Source organism: Streptomyces sp. RPA4-2 (genome assembly GCF_012273515.2).
Taxonomy (GTDB): Bacteria; Actinomycetota; Actinomycetes; order Streptomycetales; family Streptomycetaceae; genus Streptomyces; species Streptomyces kaempferi.
Genome location: NZ_CP050975.2, coordinates 6336552 through 6353571, shown reverse-complemented (window position 1 = coordinate 6353571; position 17020 = coordinate 6336552). Strand labels below are relative to the sequence as shown.

The 17020-nt window shown below is 72.1% G+C and carries 11 protein-coding genes and 1 pseudogene; 4 read left to right on the top strand and 8 right to left on the bottom strand.

Translation table 11 applies throughout. The features are described 5' to 3' along the window. Positions 1-128 precede the first annotated feature (128 nt). Together HEP85_RS27920 and HEP85_RS27915 are read right to left on the bottom strand one after the other, a co-directional pair. The gene (locus tag HEP85_RS27920) at positions 129-1235 is read right to left on the bottom strand and encodes a branched-chain amino acid aminotransferase (RefSeq protein ID WP_168530375.1); all 1107 of its coding nucleotides are present in this window, start codon (positions 1233-1235) and stop codon (positions 129-131) included. A 274-nt stretch (positions 1236-1509) separates the two neighbouring features. Next, positions 1510-2553: a 3-isopropylmalate dehydrogenase gene (locus HEP85_RS27915; RefSeq protein WP_168530374.1), complete on the bottom strand. Its 1044-nt coding sequence runs from the start codon at positions 2551-2553 to the stop codon at positions 1510-1512. A gap of 143 nt (positions 2554-2696) precedes the next feature. Here HEP85_RS27915 and HEP85_RS27910 point away from each other — a divergent pair, with 143 nt between their 5' ends. Then, positions 2697-4262 carry a metallophosphoesterase family protein gene (locus HEP85_RS27910; RefSeq protein WP_168530373.1) on the top strand — a complete coding sequence of 522 codons (1566 nt, stop codon included), beginning with the start codon at positions 2697-2699 and terminating at the stop codon, positions 4260-4262. A 140-nt stretch (positions 4263-4402) separates the two neighbouring features. Here the strand turns inward: HEP85_RS27910 and HEP85_RS27905 are convergent, their stop codons facing one another. The 4 genes from HEP85_RS27905 to HEP85_RS27890 form a co-directional block, all read right to left on the bottom strand. After that, entirely contained in the window at positions 4403-4531 is a 129-nt protein-coding gene (locus tag HEP85_RS27905) for a hypothetical protein (RefSeq protein ID WP_095852449.1), read from the bottom strand. Between the two features lie 313 nt (positions 4532-4844). Beyond that, positions 4845-5411, bottom strand: coding sequence for a GNAT family N-acetyltransferase (locus HEP85_RS27900; protein ID WP_168530372.1), 567 nt, complete (start codon positions 5409-5411; stop codon positions 4845-4847). Positions 5412-5583: 172 nt separating this feature from the next. Next, positions 5584-7215, bottom strand: a complete 1632-nt coding sequence (gene pruA / locus HEP85_RS27895) for an L-glutamate gamma-semialdehyde dehydrogenase (protein WP_168530371.1) — start codon at positions 7213-7215, stop codon at positions 5584-5586. A gap of 35 nt (positions 7216-7250) precedes the next feature. Continuing rightward, positions 7251-8177: a proline dehydrogenase family protein gene (locus HEP85_RS27890; protein ID WP_168530370.1), complete on the bottom strand. Its 927-nt coding sequence runs from the start codon at positions 8175-8177 to the stop codon at positions 7251-7253. Between the two features lie 166 nt (positions 8178-8343). Here HEP85_RS27890 and HEP85_RS27885 point away from each other — a divergent pair. Beyond that, positions 8344-9626 (top strand): annotated as a pseudogene (locus HEP85_RS27885) (PucR family transcriptional regulator). Between the two features lie 70 nt (positions 9627-9696). Here HEP85_RS27885 and HEP85_RS27880 read toward each other — a convergent pair. Further along, positions 9697-10302 (bottom strand): TetR/AcrR family transcriptional regulator, encoded by a 606-nt coding sequence (locus tag HEP85_RS27880; protein ID WP_168530369.1) that lies wholly within the window; start codon positions 10300-10302, stop codon positions 9697-9699. A gap of 110 nt (positions 10303-10412) precedes the next feature. Between HEP85_RS27880 and HEP85_RS27875 the strand changes: the two genes are divergently transcribed. Further along, a complete protein-coding gene (locus tag HEP85_RS27875; RefSeq protein ID WP_168530368.1) occupies positions 10413-11975 on the top strand; it encodes an MFS transporter in 1563 nt (520 codons plus the stop codon). Between the two features lie 237 nt (positions 11976-12212). Further along, on the top strand, positions 12213-15218 hold the full coding sequence (locus HEP85_RS27870) for an AAA family ATPase (protein WP_369657865.1): 3006 nt from the start codon (positions 12213-12215) through the stop codon (positions 15216-15218). Between the two features lie 207 nt (positions 15219-15425). Here the strand turns inward: HEP85_RS27870 and serA are convergent, their stop codons facing one another. Further along, complete coding sequence (gene serA, locus HEP85_RS27865; RefSeq protein ID WP_168530367.1) at positions 15426-17015, bottom strand: phosphoglycerate dehydrogenase; 1590 nt, start codon at positions 17013-17015, stop codon at positions 15426-15428. Positions 17016-17020 lie beyond the last annotated feature (5 nt).

Here is a 17020-nt window from a genome sequence, read left to right as displayed (position 1 = left end):
CCGCCGGTCCCCGCACTCCTGTCGGGGGGACCGGGACCGGCGGGACTCGTGGATCGCCGGACCGATGACCACGCCGCGGACGCGCGTGCCCCGCACCGCGTCCCGCCGCGTGATCCGAACGACAGGCCCTAGCCCAGCCGGTGCATCCAGCCGTGCTGGTCCTCGCTGATGCCGCGCTGGATGTCGAGGAGTGCCTCGCGCAGCTTCATGGTGACCTCGCCGGGCTCGCCGCCGGACTGCTTCCACTCGGCGCCGGTGCGCTTGACCGTGCCGACGGGGGTGATGACCGCCGCGGTGCCGCAGGCGAAGACCTCGGTCAGCGTGCCGTTCTCGGCGTCGCGCTGCCACTGGTCGATGGAGACGCGGCCCTCACGGGACTCGTAGCCGAGGTCGCGGGCCACCGTGAGCAGGGAGTCGCGGGTGACGCCCTCCAGGATGGAACCGGTGAGCGACGGGGTGACGATCACCGGCTTCTCACCGGACGCGCCGCCGTACACGAAGTACAGGTTCATGCCGCCGAGCTCCTCGATCCACTGGTGCTCGACCGCGTCGAGGTAGCAGACCTGGTCGCAGCCCTTGGCGGCGGCCTCGGCCTGCGCGAGCAGCGAGGCCGCGTAGTTGCCGCCGGTCTTGGCGTCGCCCATGCCGCCGGGGACGGCGCGCACGCGGTCCTCGGAGAGCCAGATGGACACGGGCTTCACCCCACCCGGGAAGTAGGCGCCGGCCGGGGAGGCGATGACGAGGAACAGGTACTCGTTGGCGGGCTTCACCCCGAGCCCGACCTCGGTCGCGATCATGAACGGGCGGAGGTAGAGGGACTCCTCGCCGCCGTGCCGCGGGACCCAGGCCCTGTCCTGCTGGACCAGCACGTCGCAGGCCTCGATGAACGTCTCCACGGGGAGCTCCGGCATGCCGAGGCGACGGGCCGAGGCCTGGAAGCGGCGGGCGTTCTTGTCCGGGCGGAAGGTGGCGACGGAGCCGTCGGGCTGGCGGTAGGCCTTGAGGCCCTCGAAGATCTCCTGCGCGTAGTGCAGGGTCATGTTCGCCGGGTCGAGGGAGAGCGGGCCGTACGGAACGAGCTGACCGTCGTGCCAGCCGCGGCCCTCGGTCCACTTGATCGTCACCATGTGGTCGGTGAAGTGGCGGCCGAACCCGGGGCTGGTGAGAAGCGCCTCGCGCTCCGCATCCGAGCGGGGCTGCGAAGAGGGCTTGAGCTCGATCGTGGGCGTCGTCATGAGTGGTTGTCCTTCACCGGTTGTGTGTGACGGGCCGCGCTCACGCCTGTACTGCCCGTGGCCAGTGCTAGGACGTCCGAGCATTCCCTCATTCAGCGGCTCCGCGTTCGATTATCGCGCGAGTATCGCGCGCTCGGGGCCGTGGACGAAAACGGGGTGAATGCGGCCCATGGGGTTGCCCAGGGGTTGATGGTGGCACCCGGCGAGGGCAGAAGAAAAGCCGCCGGGCGCGGTTGCGACCCGGCGGCTGCTTCGTTGGGGTGAGCGCGCGGGGTCAGCCGGCTACTCGTACGGCGAGCGCGTCGCCGATCTCCTCGGTGCTGCGGGCGGGCTGCCCGACGCGCTCGGCGAGGTCGGCGGCGACGGCGTCCTCGATGCGCGCGGCCTCGGGCTCGTAGCCGAGGTGGCGCAGCAGGAGGGCGACGGACAGGACGGTGGCGCTGGGGTCGGCCTTGCCCTGGCCCGCGATGTCGGGCGCCGAGCCGTGCACGGGCTCGAACATCGAGGGGAACTCGCCGCTCGGGTTGATGTTGCCGGAGGCGGCGACGCCGATGCCGCCGGAGACGGCCGCGGCGAGGTCGGTGATGATGTCGCCGAAGAGGTTGTCGGTGACGATCACGTCGAAGCGCTCGGGCTGCGTGACGAGGTAGATCGTCGCCGCGTCCACGTGCATGTACTCGGTGGTGACCTCGGGGAACTCCTCGGCCACCTTGTTGAAGACGTTCGTCCACAGGTGACCGGCGAAGGTCAGCACGTTGTTCTTGTGGATCAGCGCCAGCTTCTTGCGCGGGCGGGCCTGGGCGCGGGCGAAGGCGTCCCGGACGACGCGCTCGACACCGAAGGCCGTGTTGACGGAGACCTCGGTGGCGACCTCGTGCTCGGTGCCCTTGCGGATGGTGCCGCCGTTGCCGGTGTACGGGCCCTCGGTGCCCTCGCGGACCACCACGAAGTCGATCTCGGGCTGGCCGGCCAGCGGGGTGGCGACCCCGGGGAGCAGCTTCGAGGGACGCAGGTTGACGTGGTGGTCGAAGGCGAAGCGCAGCTTGAGCAGGAAGCCCCGCTCCAGGACGCCGGACGGGACCGAGGGGTCGCCGATCGCGCCGAGCAGGATCGCGTCGTGCCGCTTCAGGGCGTCGAGGTCGGCCTCGGTGAGGGTCTCACCGGTGGCGTGGTAGCGCCGGGCGCCGAAGTCGAAGTCCTTGGTCTCCAGCTTCACATCCTGCGGAAGGACGGCGGAGAGCACCTTCAGCCCCTGGGCCACGACCTCCTGGCCGATGCCGTCACCGGGGATCACTGCGAGATTGATGCTGCGAGACATGAAGGCACCGTACTCCCCTGTCCCATGGGATGACACGACGTGTCCGCCATACGGACGAGCCGGTGCCGCCGCACTCCAACCCGTCACCCTGCGTTCACCCGTATGTGTGACGCCCGTTGAGACTCGCTGGGAAGTTCTCAAACATGGACACTCCCGACGTAGGCATCCCCGAGCAGCTCGCGCGCCGTATGAGCATGGCCGAGCAGCACGAGTACCTGCGGACGAAGCTCACCCGGCGCCGCGCGCTGACCGCGGCGAGCGCCTTCGCCGGTGGTGGGCTGCTGGCCGGCTGCGCGTCGGGGCCGAAGAGCCCGCCGCGGGCGTCGGCCCCGGGGACGGGCTCCGCCACCGGGCAGGTGCACGGTTCCGCCGTCACTCCCTTCGGCCGTCATCTCGCCTTCGGCGCGGACCCGAAGACCCAGATGCGGATCTCCTGGCAGGTGCCCCTGGCGGTACGCAAACCGTACGTACGGGTGGGGCTGACGCCCGGGGGGCTGAGCCGGAGGATCGAGGCGGAGGTCCGTGACCTGCACACGCCGGGCCTCACCGGGCAGCGGTTCGCGCTGGACCAGTACTACCTGCACGCGGCGCTGGACAGCCTGCGGCCCGGCACGACGTACTACTACGGAGTCGGCCACGAGGGGTTCGACCCCGCGTCCCGGGAGCGGCACTCCACGGTCGGCTCCTTCCGTACCGCGCCCGCGCGTCCGGAGAAGTTCGTCTTCACCGCCTTCGGCGACCAGGGCGTCACCCCCGACGCGCTCGCCAACGACAAGGTGCTGCTCGGCCGGCACCCGGCCTTCCATCTGCACGCGGGCGACATCTGCTACGCGGACTCGGTGGGCCTCGGCGCGAAGTCCGACGTCTACGAACCCAGCGCGTGGGACCTGTTCCTCAGGCAGACCGAGCCGGTGGCGAAGTCGGTGCCGTGGATGGTGACGACCGGCAACCACGACATGGAGGCCTGGTACTCGCCGAACGGGTACGGCGGCCAGTCGGCACGCTGGTCCCTCCCGGACAACGGCTTCGACGCCCGCCGCGCGCCGGGCGTGTACTCCTTCACGTACGGCAACGTCGGGATCGTGGCGCTGGACGCGAACGACGTGTCGTACGAGATCCCCGCCAACAAGGGCTACACGGACGGACGGCAGACGGCCTGGCTCGACAGGCGCCTCGGTGAGCTGCGCGGGAGCGTCGACTTCGTGGTGGTCTTCTTCCACCACTGTGCCTACTCGACCTCGACGCACGCCTCCGACGGCGGCGTGCGGGACGCCTGGCTCCCGCTGTTCGCCAAGCACCAGGTGGACCTGGTGATCAACGGGCACAACCACGTGTACGAGCGCACCGACGCCGTCAAGGAAGGCGGGGTGGGCAGGCCGGTGCCGGTCGGCGCGTCGACCGATCCGACCCGGGACGGGATCGTGTACGTCACGGCGGGCGGGGCGGGCAAGAGCCTGTACCGGTTCCCCGCGGGGGTGAAGGACAGCTACGAGAGGAAGGCCACTCGCCACGAGCCCGTCCAGACCTTCCACTGGACGGAGTCGCGGCAGCAGCAGCACGACACCGTGGAGTGGTCGCGCGTGCGCTACACCGGGTACTCCTTCCTCTCGGTGGAGGCGGAGACCGGCGCGACGCCGAAGCTCAAGGTGTCGGCGCTCGCCCAGAACGGCGAACGGATCGACTACTTCGAGGTGCGGCGCGGAGCGTGACCCCGCGCCGCACCTCGTTCGGGTGCGGCTCCCGGCTCAGGGGACGGACTGCTCACAGGACCGCGCGGGACCCGGCGGCGGGCCGGGGCGCGGCTTGACGGGGACGGACCTTGACGGGGACGGACGCGGGGCGGCGGGCCTCAGTGGCCCGTCTCACCGCCGTTGTCCCTGCGGTCCAGGGCTCGCTGGAGGGCGGCCGCCGCGTTCTTGCGGTCGGACTCACTCGAACGGGAAACGTGACGGACTCGGCGGACGGTCGTCTCGGCCATGATGAATCGACTCCTTGGCCTCCGGAGGACCCGGGACGGGCGGCCGGAAGTGCGGTGAGGGATTACGAGACGCCGGAAGGGGCGGGGAGCGGTGCCGCAGGGGTTGCCTGCCAGGGGCTCCGGCTCACGACCGCCATTCGCTTGGTCTAGCGAGACGTTCGGCTCCTACAAACGTAAGGGAGGACGGAGCATCTGTCTCCATGATTACTCGGACTTCCTACTATCTGAGACGGCGGATCGGGTCACCCGAGCCTGACCAGCGCCGACGGTCCGGACGGGACCGGGCCTTGCGGGGGGGGCAGCGGGGTGGCGATCAGAGCACGTCCCCCTCCCGCCAGTCGAAGACCAGCTCGTGGGCCGGGTCGAGGGCGCCGTGCAGGGGCCGGCCGGGGGTGACGGCGGTGACTACGGGCCGTACGAAGGTGCTGCCCTCCTCCTCCGGCAGGCGCACCACACCTCCCGGTCCCAGGGCGCAGATCCGGCCCGGCCAGCGCTGCCAGCCACGGGCGGCGTACAGGGGGCCGCCCTCCTCGCTCGCGGAGAGCGCGCCCAATGTGTACGAGCCCTCGATCACCCGCTCCAGGGCCGCCATGACCCGGCCGCCCAGCCCCCGTCTGCGTACGTCCGCCCGGACGCCCACGGCCTCCACGTAGCCGACCCGCAGCGAGCGGCCGCGGTGCAGCACCCGGCGCTGGATCACGGAGCCGTGGCCCGCGAGGCCCTTGTCGTCGTGCACGAGGGCGTGGATGCCGCCGAGGCCGTGGTCCCAGTCCTCGTCACCGAAGTCCCCGCCGAAGGCGTCGTCCAGGAAGGCGCGGACCGCGTGGAGTTCGGCGGGCGCGAGGTCCGCGGTGTGGGCGGTCCGCAGTCGGGTGGCCATCCGCCCAGTATCCCGGCGCCCCCCGTGGCCGTCGATCGCCTCGCGCGCCGGGCCGGCGGCCGGTGCGGGCACCGCGGGGCGGCCGGTACGGCGCCGGCCGCGAAGACGCGCGCGGGCCGGACGGCCGCCCTGATCGGCGGCCGCCCGGCCCGCGTAGGACTGCCCGTGGGCGTCAGCCCATGTGGGGGTACGTGTAGTCGGTCGGCGGGACCAGCGTCTCCTTGATGGCGCGGGTCAGCGTCCAGCGCATCAGGTTCTGCGGGGCGCCCGCCTTGTCGTTCGTGCCGGAGGCACGGCCGCCGCCGAAGGGCTGCTGGCCGACGACGGCGCCGGTCGACTTGTCGTTGATGTAGAAGTTGCCCGCGGCGTAGCGGAGCTTCTCCATCGTGTAGGCGGCGGCCGCGCGGTCGCCCGAGACGACCGAGCCGGTCAGCGCGTAGTCGGAGGCCGACTCCATCTGGGTCAGCATCGCGTCGTACGCGTCGTCCTCGTAGACGTGCACGGCGAGGAACGGGCCGAAGTACTCCGTCTTGAAGACCTCGTTCTCCGGGTCCGAGCACTCGACGACCGTGGGACGCACGAAGTAGCCGACCGAGTCGTCGTACGAGCCGCCCGCGACGACCGTGCAGGCCGGGTCGGACTTCGCCCGGTCGATCGCCGCCTTGTTCTTGGCGAACGACCGCTCGTCGATGACCGCGCCGATGAAGTTCGCCAGGTCGGTGACGTCACCCATGGTCAGGCCGTCGATCTCGGCCGCGAACTCCTCCTTGAACCCGGAGTTCCAGATCGACGCCGGGATGTAGGCGCGGGAGGTCGCGGAGCACTTCTGGCCCTGGTACTCGAAGGCACCGCGGGTCAGGGCCGTCTTGAGGATCGCGCGGTCGGCCGACGGGTGGGCGACCACGAAGTCCTTGCCGCCGGTCTCACCCACCAGGCGCGGGTACGAGCGGTACTTCTCGATGTTGCCGCCGACCGTCTTCCACAGGTACTGGAAGGTCTTGGTCGACCCGGTGAAGTGGATGCCCGCGAGGTCGCGGTGCTCCAGCGCCACCTCGGAGACCTCGATGCCGTCACCGGTGACGAGGTTGATGACGCCCTTGGGCAGACCGGCCTCCTCCAGGAGCTGCATCAGCAGCACGGCGGCGTGGGTCTGGGTCGGGGACGGCTTCCAGACGACGACGTTGCCCATCAGCGCGGGAGCCGTCGGCAGGTTGCCGGCGATCGCCGTGAAGTTGAAGGGCGTGATCGCGTAGACGAAGCCTTCGAGCGGGCGGTGGTCGAGGCGGTTCCAGACGCCCGGCGAGTTGGCCGGGGGCTGCTCGGCGAGGATCTGCCGGGCGTAGGCGACGTTGAAGCGCCAGAAGTCGACCAGTTCGCAGGGGCAGTCGATCTCGGCCTGCTGGGCCGTCTTCGACTGGCCGAGCATCGTGGAGGCCGCGAGGGTCTCGCGCCAGGGGCCGGCCAGCAGCTCGGCCGCGCGCAGGATGATCGCGGCGCGGTCGTCGAAGGACATCGCGCGCCAGGCGGGCGCGGCCGCGAGGGCCGCGTCGATGGCGTCCTGCGCGTCCTGCTGGGTGGCGTGCGCGCCGGTGCCGATGACGGCCTTGTGGTTGTGCGGCTGCACGACCTCGAAGCGCTCACCGCCACCGAGCCGCTTCTCGCCGCCGATGGTCATCGACAGCTCGATCGGGTTCTCGGCCAGCTCCTTGAGCTTGGCCTCCAGACGGGCGCGCTCCGGCGAGCCGGGGGCGTAGCCGTGCACCGGCTCGTTGACGGGGGTGGGGACCTGGGTCACAGCGTCCATGGGTTCCGTACTCCTTAGTGAGCGGTGGTTCGGACTCAGCCCTTGGTGAGGATCGAGCGCGCGAAGAAGAGCAGGTTGGCCGGCTTCTCCGCGAGGCGGCGCATGAAGTAGCCGTACCAGTCGGTGCCGTACGCGGTGTAGACCCGCATGCGGTGGCCCTCGGCGGCGAGCCGCAGGTGCTCCTCGCCACGGATGCCGTAGAGCATCTGGAACTCGTACTCGTCGAGTTTGCGGCCGGCCCTGCGGGCCAGCTCCTGGCCGATGGAGATCAGGCGCGGGTCGTGGGACCCGATCATCGGGTAGCCCTCGCCCTCCATCAGGATGCGCAGGATGCGGACGTACGCCTTGTCGGTCTCGGCCTTGTCCTGGTACGCGACCTCGGCGGGCTCCTTGTAGGCGCCCTTCACGAGGCGTACGCGGCTGCCGTTCGCGGCGAGGCGGCGGGCGTCGGCCTCGGTGCGGAACAGGTAGGCCTGGATGACGCAGCCAGTCGCGGGGAAGTCCTTGCGCAGCTCCTCGTGGATGGCGAACATCGAGTCGAGGGTGGTGTGGTCCTCGGCGTCCAGCGTGACCGTGGTGCCGATCGCGGCCGCGGCCTCGACGACCGGGCGGACGTTGGCGAGAGCCAGCTCGTGGCCGCCGTCCAGCGCCTGGCCGAACATCGAGAGCTTGACGGACATCTCGGCCTGGGTGCCGAGGTCCAGTTCCTCGAGGTGCTCGATGAGCTCCAGGTAGGCGTCGCGGGCGGCGAAGGCCTGGTCGCGCGTGGTGATGTCCTCGCCGACGACGTCCAGGGTGACCGAGAGCCCCTTGGCGACGGCGTCCTGGACGACCGGGACGACCTGGTCGACGCTCTCACCGGCGATGAAGCGGGCGACCACCTGCTTGGTGCCGGGGGCCGCCGACACGAAACGGCGCATGCGGTCGCTGCGCGACGCGGCGAGAATCACGGGACCCAGCACGGGCACCTCCACGGAAAGTACGGACGGCCGCGAACCCCCGCACAACAGGCGGGGACGGCACGGGGAACCACCGTGAAACCTAGGGATCCCCCCGATCCTCGGCCATCGACAGCTGTCACGCATCCGTGCCCTGGATCTCAGACATCTGTATGAAGGGTCTCGGGTGATGGGGGAGAATGCCCGTGTGACGGGTGATTTCAAGGCGGGCAGAACGGCCGGCGGCGGTGAGTACCAGGAGCTCGTCGACGAGATCTCGGCGCTGCTCGACGCCCCCGCGACCCTGGAGAACCGGGATTTCGAGCTGATCGCCTTCGCCGCGTACGGGAGTGACGGCGACGACGATTTCGACGCGGCCGCCCTCGACCCCGTCCGTACCCGCTCGATCCTCACCCGCCGCTCCACTCCGGCGGTCCGCGCCTGGTTCGAGGGCTTCGGCATCGCCCGGGCCACCGGCCCGGTCCGTATTCCGCCGACCCCGGAGGCGGGGGTCTACCGGGGACGCGTCTGCCTGCCCGTACGCCATCGGGGTGTCGTGCTGGGGTACGTGTGGCTCCTGGACGACGACCCCGGGCCGGCGCAGGAGCGTTTGGACGCCGCCATGGGCGTCGCCTCCCGTATCGGCGCGCTGCTCGCGGACGAGGCGCAGGCGGGCGCGGACCTGACCCGCGAACTGCGGGCCGTGCTCACCGCCGAACGGGGCTGGCAGCGGGACATGGCCGTGGCCGAACTGCGCACGGCGCTCGGCCCGCGCGGTGCGGGTCTGCACACGCTGGTGTGCGTCGCGCCCTGGCCCTCGGCCGACCCGGACGACGCACCGTCGGCCCGTACGGTGCCGGGTGCCACCGCCCTGTGCACGGTGCCGTGGAGCGGCGGTGCCTCCGTCGCCGTCGCCGAAGGGACGGAGCCCGGCTGGAGCCTGGCGCTGCTGGTCCGGCTCCGCTCGCCCGAGGTGCTGACCCCGGCGCTGACGGCGGCCGTCCGGTTCGTACGGGAGGCGGAGGGGGAGCGCGCGGGAGGCACCGGAGCCGCGGGAGCACGGGCGGCGGCCGGGGTCGCCGGGGCGCGGGTGGGGCTCGCGGAGCTGGGGGCTTATATTGGCAGGAGGCGTCCGCCGCCGCCCGCGCGGTCCTCGCCGAACCCCGCCTCGGCCCGGTCGCCGAGTGGTCGTCGATCGGCCCGTACCGCCTCCTCACCGCGCTCCCTCCGGAGGCCGCCAGGGACCCCGCCGTCCGCACCCTTCTCTCCCCCGCGCACCACGAACTCGCCCGCACCGCGGAGGTGTTCCTCGACTGCGCGGGCCAGGCCGGGCGCACCGCCGCCGAGCTGGGCATCCACCGGCAGACGCTCTACTACCGCCTCTCCCGCGTCGAGCAACTGACGGGCCTCGACCTGGACGACGGCGAGGACCGTCTGCTGCTGCACATGGCGCTCAAGGCGGCACGGCTGTGAGGAGCGCGGAGCACTCGCTCCCGCGTCCGGCCGGAGTCGCCCGGACGGGCGAACGGGCCGCCGGGGACGGTCACGGAGACACCGCGCCGTCCCGTCGCGCGGTCCCCGCCGCCTCGATCACGCGGCGCAGCCCCTCCGTCAGGTCGTCCGCGGTCGACGCGCTCGCCGGGTCGAAGAGCCACTGCACCATCAGCCCGTTGAGGAGCGCCTGGTAGAAGCCTCCGACGGACTTCACGGTCCGTTCGTCAAGGGTCTCCTCGTCCAGGCCCAGCAGCATCGCGGTGAGCCCGGCCCGCCCCTCGGTCTGCGCCCGCGCCATCAGGCCGCGCAGTTCCGGCACCCGCTCCCCCTGGGTCACGACCTCCATGCTGGCCGCCCACACGGGCCGGTACTCCTCGAAGGAATCCAGCATCCGCGCCCACACGCTGTGGAAGCGCTCCACGGAACCCCCGGGCGTGTCCTCCTGCTCCGGATGATGGCCGGACTTCTCGCCCCACTCCTGCACGAGCTCCACGAACGCCTGGGTGAGCAACGCGTCCTTCGACCCGTAGTGGTAGCCGATGGACGCCAGGTTCGTCCCCGACTCCTTGACGATGTCGCGCGCGGTCGTGCGCACGAACCCCTTCTCCAGCAGGCAGCGCTTGGCGCCTTCGAGCAGATCCTCACGGTGTCCCATGCGGGTCACCCTACCCCCGATCCATACAAACGTCTGATACACGCGTCACACACGAACGTATTAAACGCTCGTTCTAGACAAGCGTTTAAGACGTGCGTACAGTCCCTGTCATGACGAACCCGACGCGCACGACTCCCGCACCCGGCGCACGTGCCGGCCGCCGCGAATGGACCGCCCTCGGTGTCCTGATGCTTCCGCTGCTCCTCGTCTCCATGGACGTGTCGGTCCTCTACTTCGCGATCCCCGCGATCAGTGCGGACCTCGAGCCGAGCGGCACCCAGCAGCTGTGGATCTTCGACATCTACGCGTTCGTGCTCGCCGGCCTGCTGATGACGATGGGATCGCTCGGCGACCGCATCGGCCGCCGTCGGCTCCTTCTGTTCGGCGCCGCCGCGTTCGGTGCGGCGTCCGCCCTCGCCGCCTACGCCGACAGCGCGCAGACACTGATCGCGGCCCGCGCGCTCCTCGGCGTCGGCGGCGCGACCCTGATGCCGTCGACGATGGCGATCGTCCGCACGATGTTCACGGACCCCGGCCAGCGCGCGAAGGCCATCGGTCTGTGGTCCGGCGTCATGACCGGTGGCGTCGCGCTCGGCTCGGTGATGAGCGGAGTCCTGGTGCAGTACTTCTGGTGGGGCTCCGTCTTCCTGGTCAACCTGCCCGCCATGGCACTGTTGCTGGTCCTCGGCCCGGTCCTGCTCCCCGAGTCCAGGAACCCGCGGCCGGGCCGCTTCGACCTGCCCAGCGTCCCGCTGTCGATGGCGGCCGTGCTGCCCGTCATCTACGGCATCAAGGAAATCCCCTCCGAGGGCTGGAAGTTCGAGTACGTCCTCTCGATCCTCGTCGGCCTCCTCTTCACCGCCCTCTTCGTCCGGCGTCAACGCACCGCCGAATCCCCGCTGATCTCCCCCGAGTTGTTCCGCGGCCGCGGCTTCGCGCCCGCCGTCGTCCTCAACCTCGTCTCCTCGTTCGGGATGATGGGTTCGGCGTACTTCACCACCCAGTACCTGCAATCGGTGCTGGGCAAGAGCTCCATGGAGGCCGCCCTGTGGGCGCTGCTCCCGACGGTCCTGGTCGGCGTCGCCGCGCCGGTGGCCGCGCAGTTGGTGCAGAAGGGCGTGCACCGCGCCCATGTCGTCTCCGGCGGGTTCGTCCTCGGCGCGTGCGGCTACGGACTGCTGGCGCTCACCGGCACGGACTCGCTGTGGTGGGCACTCGCCGGAGCCGGTGTCCTCGCCGCCGGCATCGTCGTCGTCATGTCCCAGATGATGGACCTGGCGCTGAGCACGGTCCCCGTCGCCAACGCGGGCGTCGCCTCCTCCCTGCTGGAGACCGGCGCGGAGTTCGGGGGTGCGCTGGGCATGGCCGTCCTGGGCTCGATCGGCACGGCGGTCTATCGCCACGGGATTCCGTCCGACGCCCCGGACGCGGCCCGCGAGACCCTGGGCGGCGCGCTGGCGGTGGCCCGTGAACTCCCCGGCGACACGGGCGGGACCCTGGTCCGGGCGGCGCGCGAGGCCTTCACCGACGGGATGCATGCGGCGGCGGTCGCGGGTGCGGTGCTGTTGCTGGGCGCGGCGGTACTCGCGTCGGCGACGCTTCGGCGGGTGCGGGTGCGGGAGGGTGTGGCCGGGGTCCCGCACGGCGAGCGGGAGCCGCTGGTCCGGTCCTGACCCCGGGGTTCTTCGCCCCCGCCGCCCCTACCCGACCCATCCCGTACCTGGGGGCTCCGCCCCCAGACCCCCGGTCGGCCTCAAGGGCCTTGTCCTCAAACGCCGGACGGGCTGACTACCCAGCCCGTCCGGCGTTTGAGGACGAGCTCCTCGGGCGATGCGGGGGCTGGGGCGGAGCCCCAGGGATGGACGGGTAGGGGCGGCGGGGGCGAGGGCACCTTCCTACGGCGTGCCAGGATGGTGTTTGTGGCACAGACATTCGGCACGCCATTCATCGGCCGCGGCAGCGAACTCGCCCGGCTCACCGACGTGCTGGACCGAGCCAGGAACGGCACCCCCCGCGCCGTACTCGTCTCCGGAGACGCCGGCGTCGGCAAGACCCGCGTCCTGACGGAGGCCGCCGCCCACGCCATCCGCACGGACATGACGGTGCTCACAGGCCACTGCGTCGACCTCGGCGACGTGGGCCTGCCCTACCTCCCGTTCACGGAGATCCTCGGCATGCTCGCCGCGGACGAACGGTTCGCGGCCGCGTTCGCCGCCCACCCGGCGGTCGGCCGACTGCTCGGCACCGGCAACGGAACAGGCACCGGCACCCCCGACGGCACCACGGACACCGGCAGCCGCCTGCGTCTCTTCGACGGGGTGGCCGCCCTGCTGGCCGCCGTCGCCGACATCACCCCCCTCCTCCTGGTCCTCGAAGACCTCCACTGGGCCGACCAGTCCTCCCGCGACCTCCTCCGCTTCCTCCTCAGCCGCGGCCTCCTGCAGAACGCGGCGCCCGGTGCCCCGGCCCACCGGCTGGCCGTCTTCGCCTCCTACCGCGCGGACGACCTGCACCGCCGCCACCCCCTGCGCCCCCTGCTCGCCGAACTGGTCCGGCTGCCCTCCGTGGACCGTCTCGAACTGCGCCCGATGGCCGACGCCGAGGTGGCCCGCCTGGTGCGCGCCCTGCGGGCGGAGGCCCTCTCCGACACCACCGTCCGCCGTATCGTCGAACGCGCCGAGGGCAACGCCTTCTACGCCGAGGAGCTGCTCGCCGCGCTGCCCGGTGACGTCGACCCGGCCGCCCCCGTCATGCCGAGCGGCCTCGCCGACGTACTCCTCATCCGCATCGAGCAACTGTCCGACACCGCCCAGCAGGTGCTGCGCACGGCCGCGGTCGCCGGGCGGCGCGTCGAGCACAAACTGCTGCACGACGCGGTACAACTGCCGCAGGACGCCCTGGAGTCGGCGCTGCGCGAGGCCGTCGGACGACAGCTGCTGGTCCCGGGCGAGGACGGCACGTACTCCTTCCGGCACGCCCTGACCCGCGAGGCCGTCTACGCCGATCTGCTGCCGGGCGAGCGGGTCCGGCTGCACGGCACGTTCGCCGGACTCCTCACCGGGCAGGCCCGTTCGGCCGAGCGCGCCCACCACTCGCGCGAGAGCCACGACCTGGCGGACGCGCTGACCGCCTCCCTGGAAGCCGCCGACCACGCCCAGGTCCTCGGCGCGCCCGCCGAGGAGCTGCGCCACCTGGAGGCCGTGCTCGAACTGTGGTCCGCGGTGGACCCCGCCGCGCGACCGCCGACGTGCGGGCCGGTGACGCTCACGCTGCGCGCCTCCGCGGCCGCCGCGCACGCCGGCGACGCCCACCGGGCGGTCTCCCTCACCCGCGCCGCGCTCGCCCGGGCCGGTTCGGACGCCGACTCGGAACTCGCCGCCCGCGTCCGCTACACCCTCGCGGGCAATCTGATACGCGTCGACAGCACGAAGGCCGCCTACACGTACAGCAGCGAGGCGCTGGCCATGATCCCGGCCGAGCCCCCCTCGCACACCTGGGTGTGGGCCGCGGCCACCCATGTCATGGCCGCGCGGTACATGGGCCACGACGAGGACGCCCAGCGTGTCGCCCGGCAGGCCCTGCGCACCGCCGAGGAACTCCGGCTGCCCGACGCCCAGGCCGACCTGATCATCTCCCTCGTCGGTCTGGACGGCGGCAACCGGCGGACCCCGCGGGGCCGGGAGCGACTGCGGCGCGCCCGCGACCTGGCCCGGCACGCGGGCAACGTCTCCGTCGAGATGCGCGCGCTCTTCAACCTGGCCATCGGGTGCTACGAGTCCGGGGCGCTGGACGAGTGCCTGACCTGGCTCTCCGAGGGACTGGAGCGAGCGCGCCGCTCCGGACTCCTGTCCTCGCCGTACGCGCTGGAGCTGCGCTACCTCCAGTCCTTGATCCTCTACACCCTGGGCCGCTGGGACGAGTGCGCCCGGGGGGCCGCCGCCGACGCCGAACGGCTGCCGCCGGCGGGCGGGTTCGCCACCGGTCCCGCGCTGTGCGTCGCCCTGGCGCGTGGCGAACAGGGGGCCGTCGAGCGGGCCCGCGCCCTGCTCGCAGGGCCGTTCGACTGGATGGCCTCACTCGTCGCGGGCATCGTGCTGACCGACGCCGCGGCGCTGCACGGGGACGCGGAGGGCGCCGTCACGGCCATGCGCGAGAGCCTGGCCGCACTCAGCGACGGCTCCGGCAACGAGCGGCCCGACATCGGTGTACGGCTCGCCGCGCTCGCGCTCTCCGCGGTCGCCGACGCGGCCGTACGGCTGCGTCGGGGCGGCGACGAGGCCGGGGCTCTCCGCTGGGCGGCCGTCGCCTCCGAACTGGTTGAGGTCGCCCGGAGCACCGCCGCCAAGGGCGAGGACGGGACACGGCAGGGCCCGGAAGGCCTCGCCTGGCTGGCCCGCGCCGAGGCGGAGTGGCTGCGCGCGCGCCCGCGGACGGACGGCGCCGCGCGGGAGCGGGCCGTCGCCGCGTGGGAGACGGCCGTCAACGCGTTCGACTACGGCGATCCGTACGAACTGGCGCGCTCCAGAAGGCGGTTCGCCGAGGCGTTGCTCGCCGCGGACCGGCGCGAGGAGGCCGCCGGGCAGGCCGGCGCCGCCCGTGACACCGCCGACCGGCTCGGTGCCGTGCCGTTGCGCGACGAGGTGGACGCCCTGATCCGGCGCGGCCGGCTCGCCGGCTCACCGTCCGCCGCGGACCGCATCGCGGCTCTGACCGCCCGCGAGAGCGACGTCCTGCGGCTGCTCGCCCGTGGCCGCACCAACCGCCAGATCGGCGAGGAGCTGTTCATCAGCGGCAAGACGGCGAGCGTCCATGTCTCCAACATCCTCGCCAAGTTGGGGGCCGCCGGCCGCACGGAGGCGGTGGCCATCGCGTACCGCGAGGGCCTGATCGAGCCGGAGCCCACCGCGTCCGCCTGAGCGCCCGTCCGCGCCCACGGGTCGGCCACCGCCGATCCGCAGCCGCCGGTCCCCCGTTGAGGGCCGGCCGTGTCCACCACCCCCGGTCCCCCGCTGCCGCCGGGGAGCCTGCGCCGTCTGCCCGTGGGTCCCGGCGGACGCGTTCCCGTGTGCGCGCACGACCGAGGGCCGGGCCCCCGTGGGTGGCCCGGCCCTCGAAGGCGTACGTCAGACGAGGTTCACCGACCGGGCCGACGTGGCGCCGATCTCGTCGGCCACCTCGTTGAGGACACCCTGCGGGACCGTGTCGTCGACGGTGAGGACCGCGAGGGCCTCGCCGCCCGCGGCCGCGCGGGCCACCTGCATGCCCGCGATGTTGATGCCCGCCTCGCCGAAGACACGGCCGACGGTGCCGACGACACCGGGCCGGTCCTCGTAGCGCAGCACGACCATGTGGTCGGCGAGGGCGAGGTCCACGTCGTACTCGCCGACGGCGACGATCTTCTGCAGGTGCTTCGGACCGGCCAGCGTGCCGGAGACCGCGACCTCCTGGCCGTCGCCGAGCGTGCCGCGCACGGTGACGACGTTGCGGTGGTCCGGGGACTCCGAGCTGGTCGTCAGGCGCACCTCGACACCGCGCTCCTGCGCGAAGAGAGGGGCGTTGACGTACGACACCGTCTCCGCGACGACGTCCTCGAACACGCCCTTGAGCGCGGAGAGTTCGAGCACCTTCACATCGTGCTGGGTGATCTCGCCGTACACCTCGACGTCGAGGCGGACCGCGACCTCGCCCGCCAGCGCGGTGAAGATGCGGCCGAGCTTCTCGGCGAGCGGCAGGCCCGGCTTGACGTCCTCGGCGATGACACCGCCCTGGACGTTCACCGCGTCCGGGACCAGCTCACCGGCGAGCGCCAGACGCACCGAACGGGCGACGGAGACACCGGCCTTCTCCTGCGCCTCGTCCGTGGAGGCGCCGAGGTGCGGGGTGCAGACGACCTCGTCGAGCTCGAAGAGCGGGGAGTCCGTGCAGGGCTCCTTCGCGTACACGTCCAGGCCCGCGCCCGCGACGCGGCCCTCCTTGAGCGCCGAGTACAGCGCCTCCTCGTCGACGATCCCGCCGCGCGCGGCGTTGACGATCCGCACCGACGGCTTGACCTTGTGCAGCGCCTCGTCGCCGATGAGACCGACCGTCTCGGGGGTCTTGGGCAGGTGCACGGTGATGAAGTCCGCGACCTCGAGCAGCTCGTCCAGCGACAGGACCTTGACGCCCATCTGCGCGGCCCTGGCAGGCTGGACGTAGGGGTCGTAGGCGACGACCTTCATGCCGAACGCCGACATCCGCTGGGCGACCAGCGCGCCGATGCGGCCGAGACCGACGACACCGAGGGTCTTCTCGGCCAGCTCGACACCGGTGTACTTCGAGCGCTTCCACTCGCCGTTCTTCAGCGCCGAGTTGGCCTGCGGGATGTGCCGCGCGGTGGCCAGCAGCAGACCGCAGGCCAGCTCGGCGGCGGTCACGATGTTCGAGGTGGGGGCGTTGACGACCATCACGCCGGCCTTGGTGGCGGCGGAGACGTCGACGTTGTCCAGGCCGACGCCGGCTCGTGCGACGACCTTCAGTTTCTTCGCGGCGGCGACCGCCTCGGCGTCGACCTTGGTGGCCGAACGGATCAGGATCGCGTCGACGTCGGCGATCGCCGGCAGCAGCTCGGCACGGTCCGCGCCGTTGCAGTGCCGGATCTCGAAGTCCGGGCCCAGGGCGTCAACAGTCGCGGGCGACAGCTCTTCAGCGATGAGTACGACAGGTTTCGAGCTCACGTGAG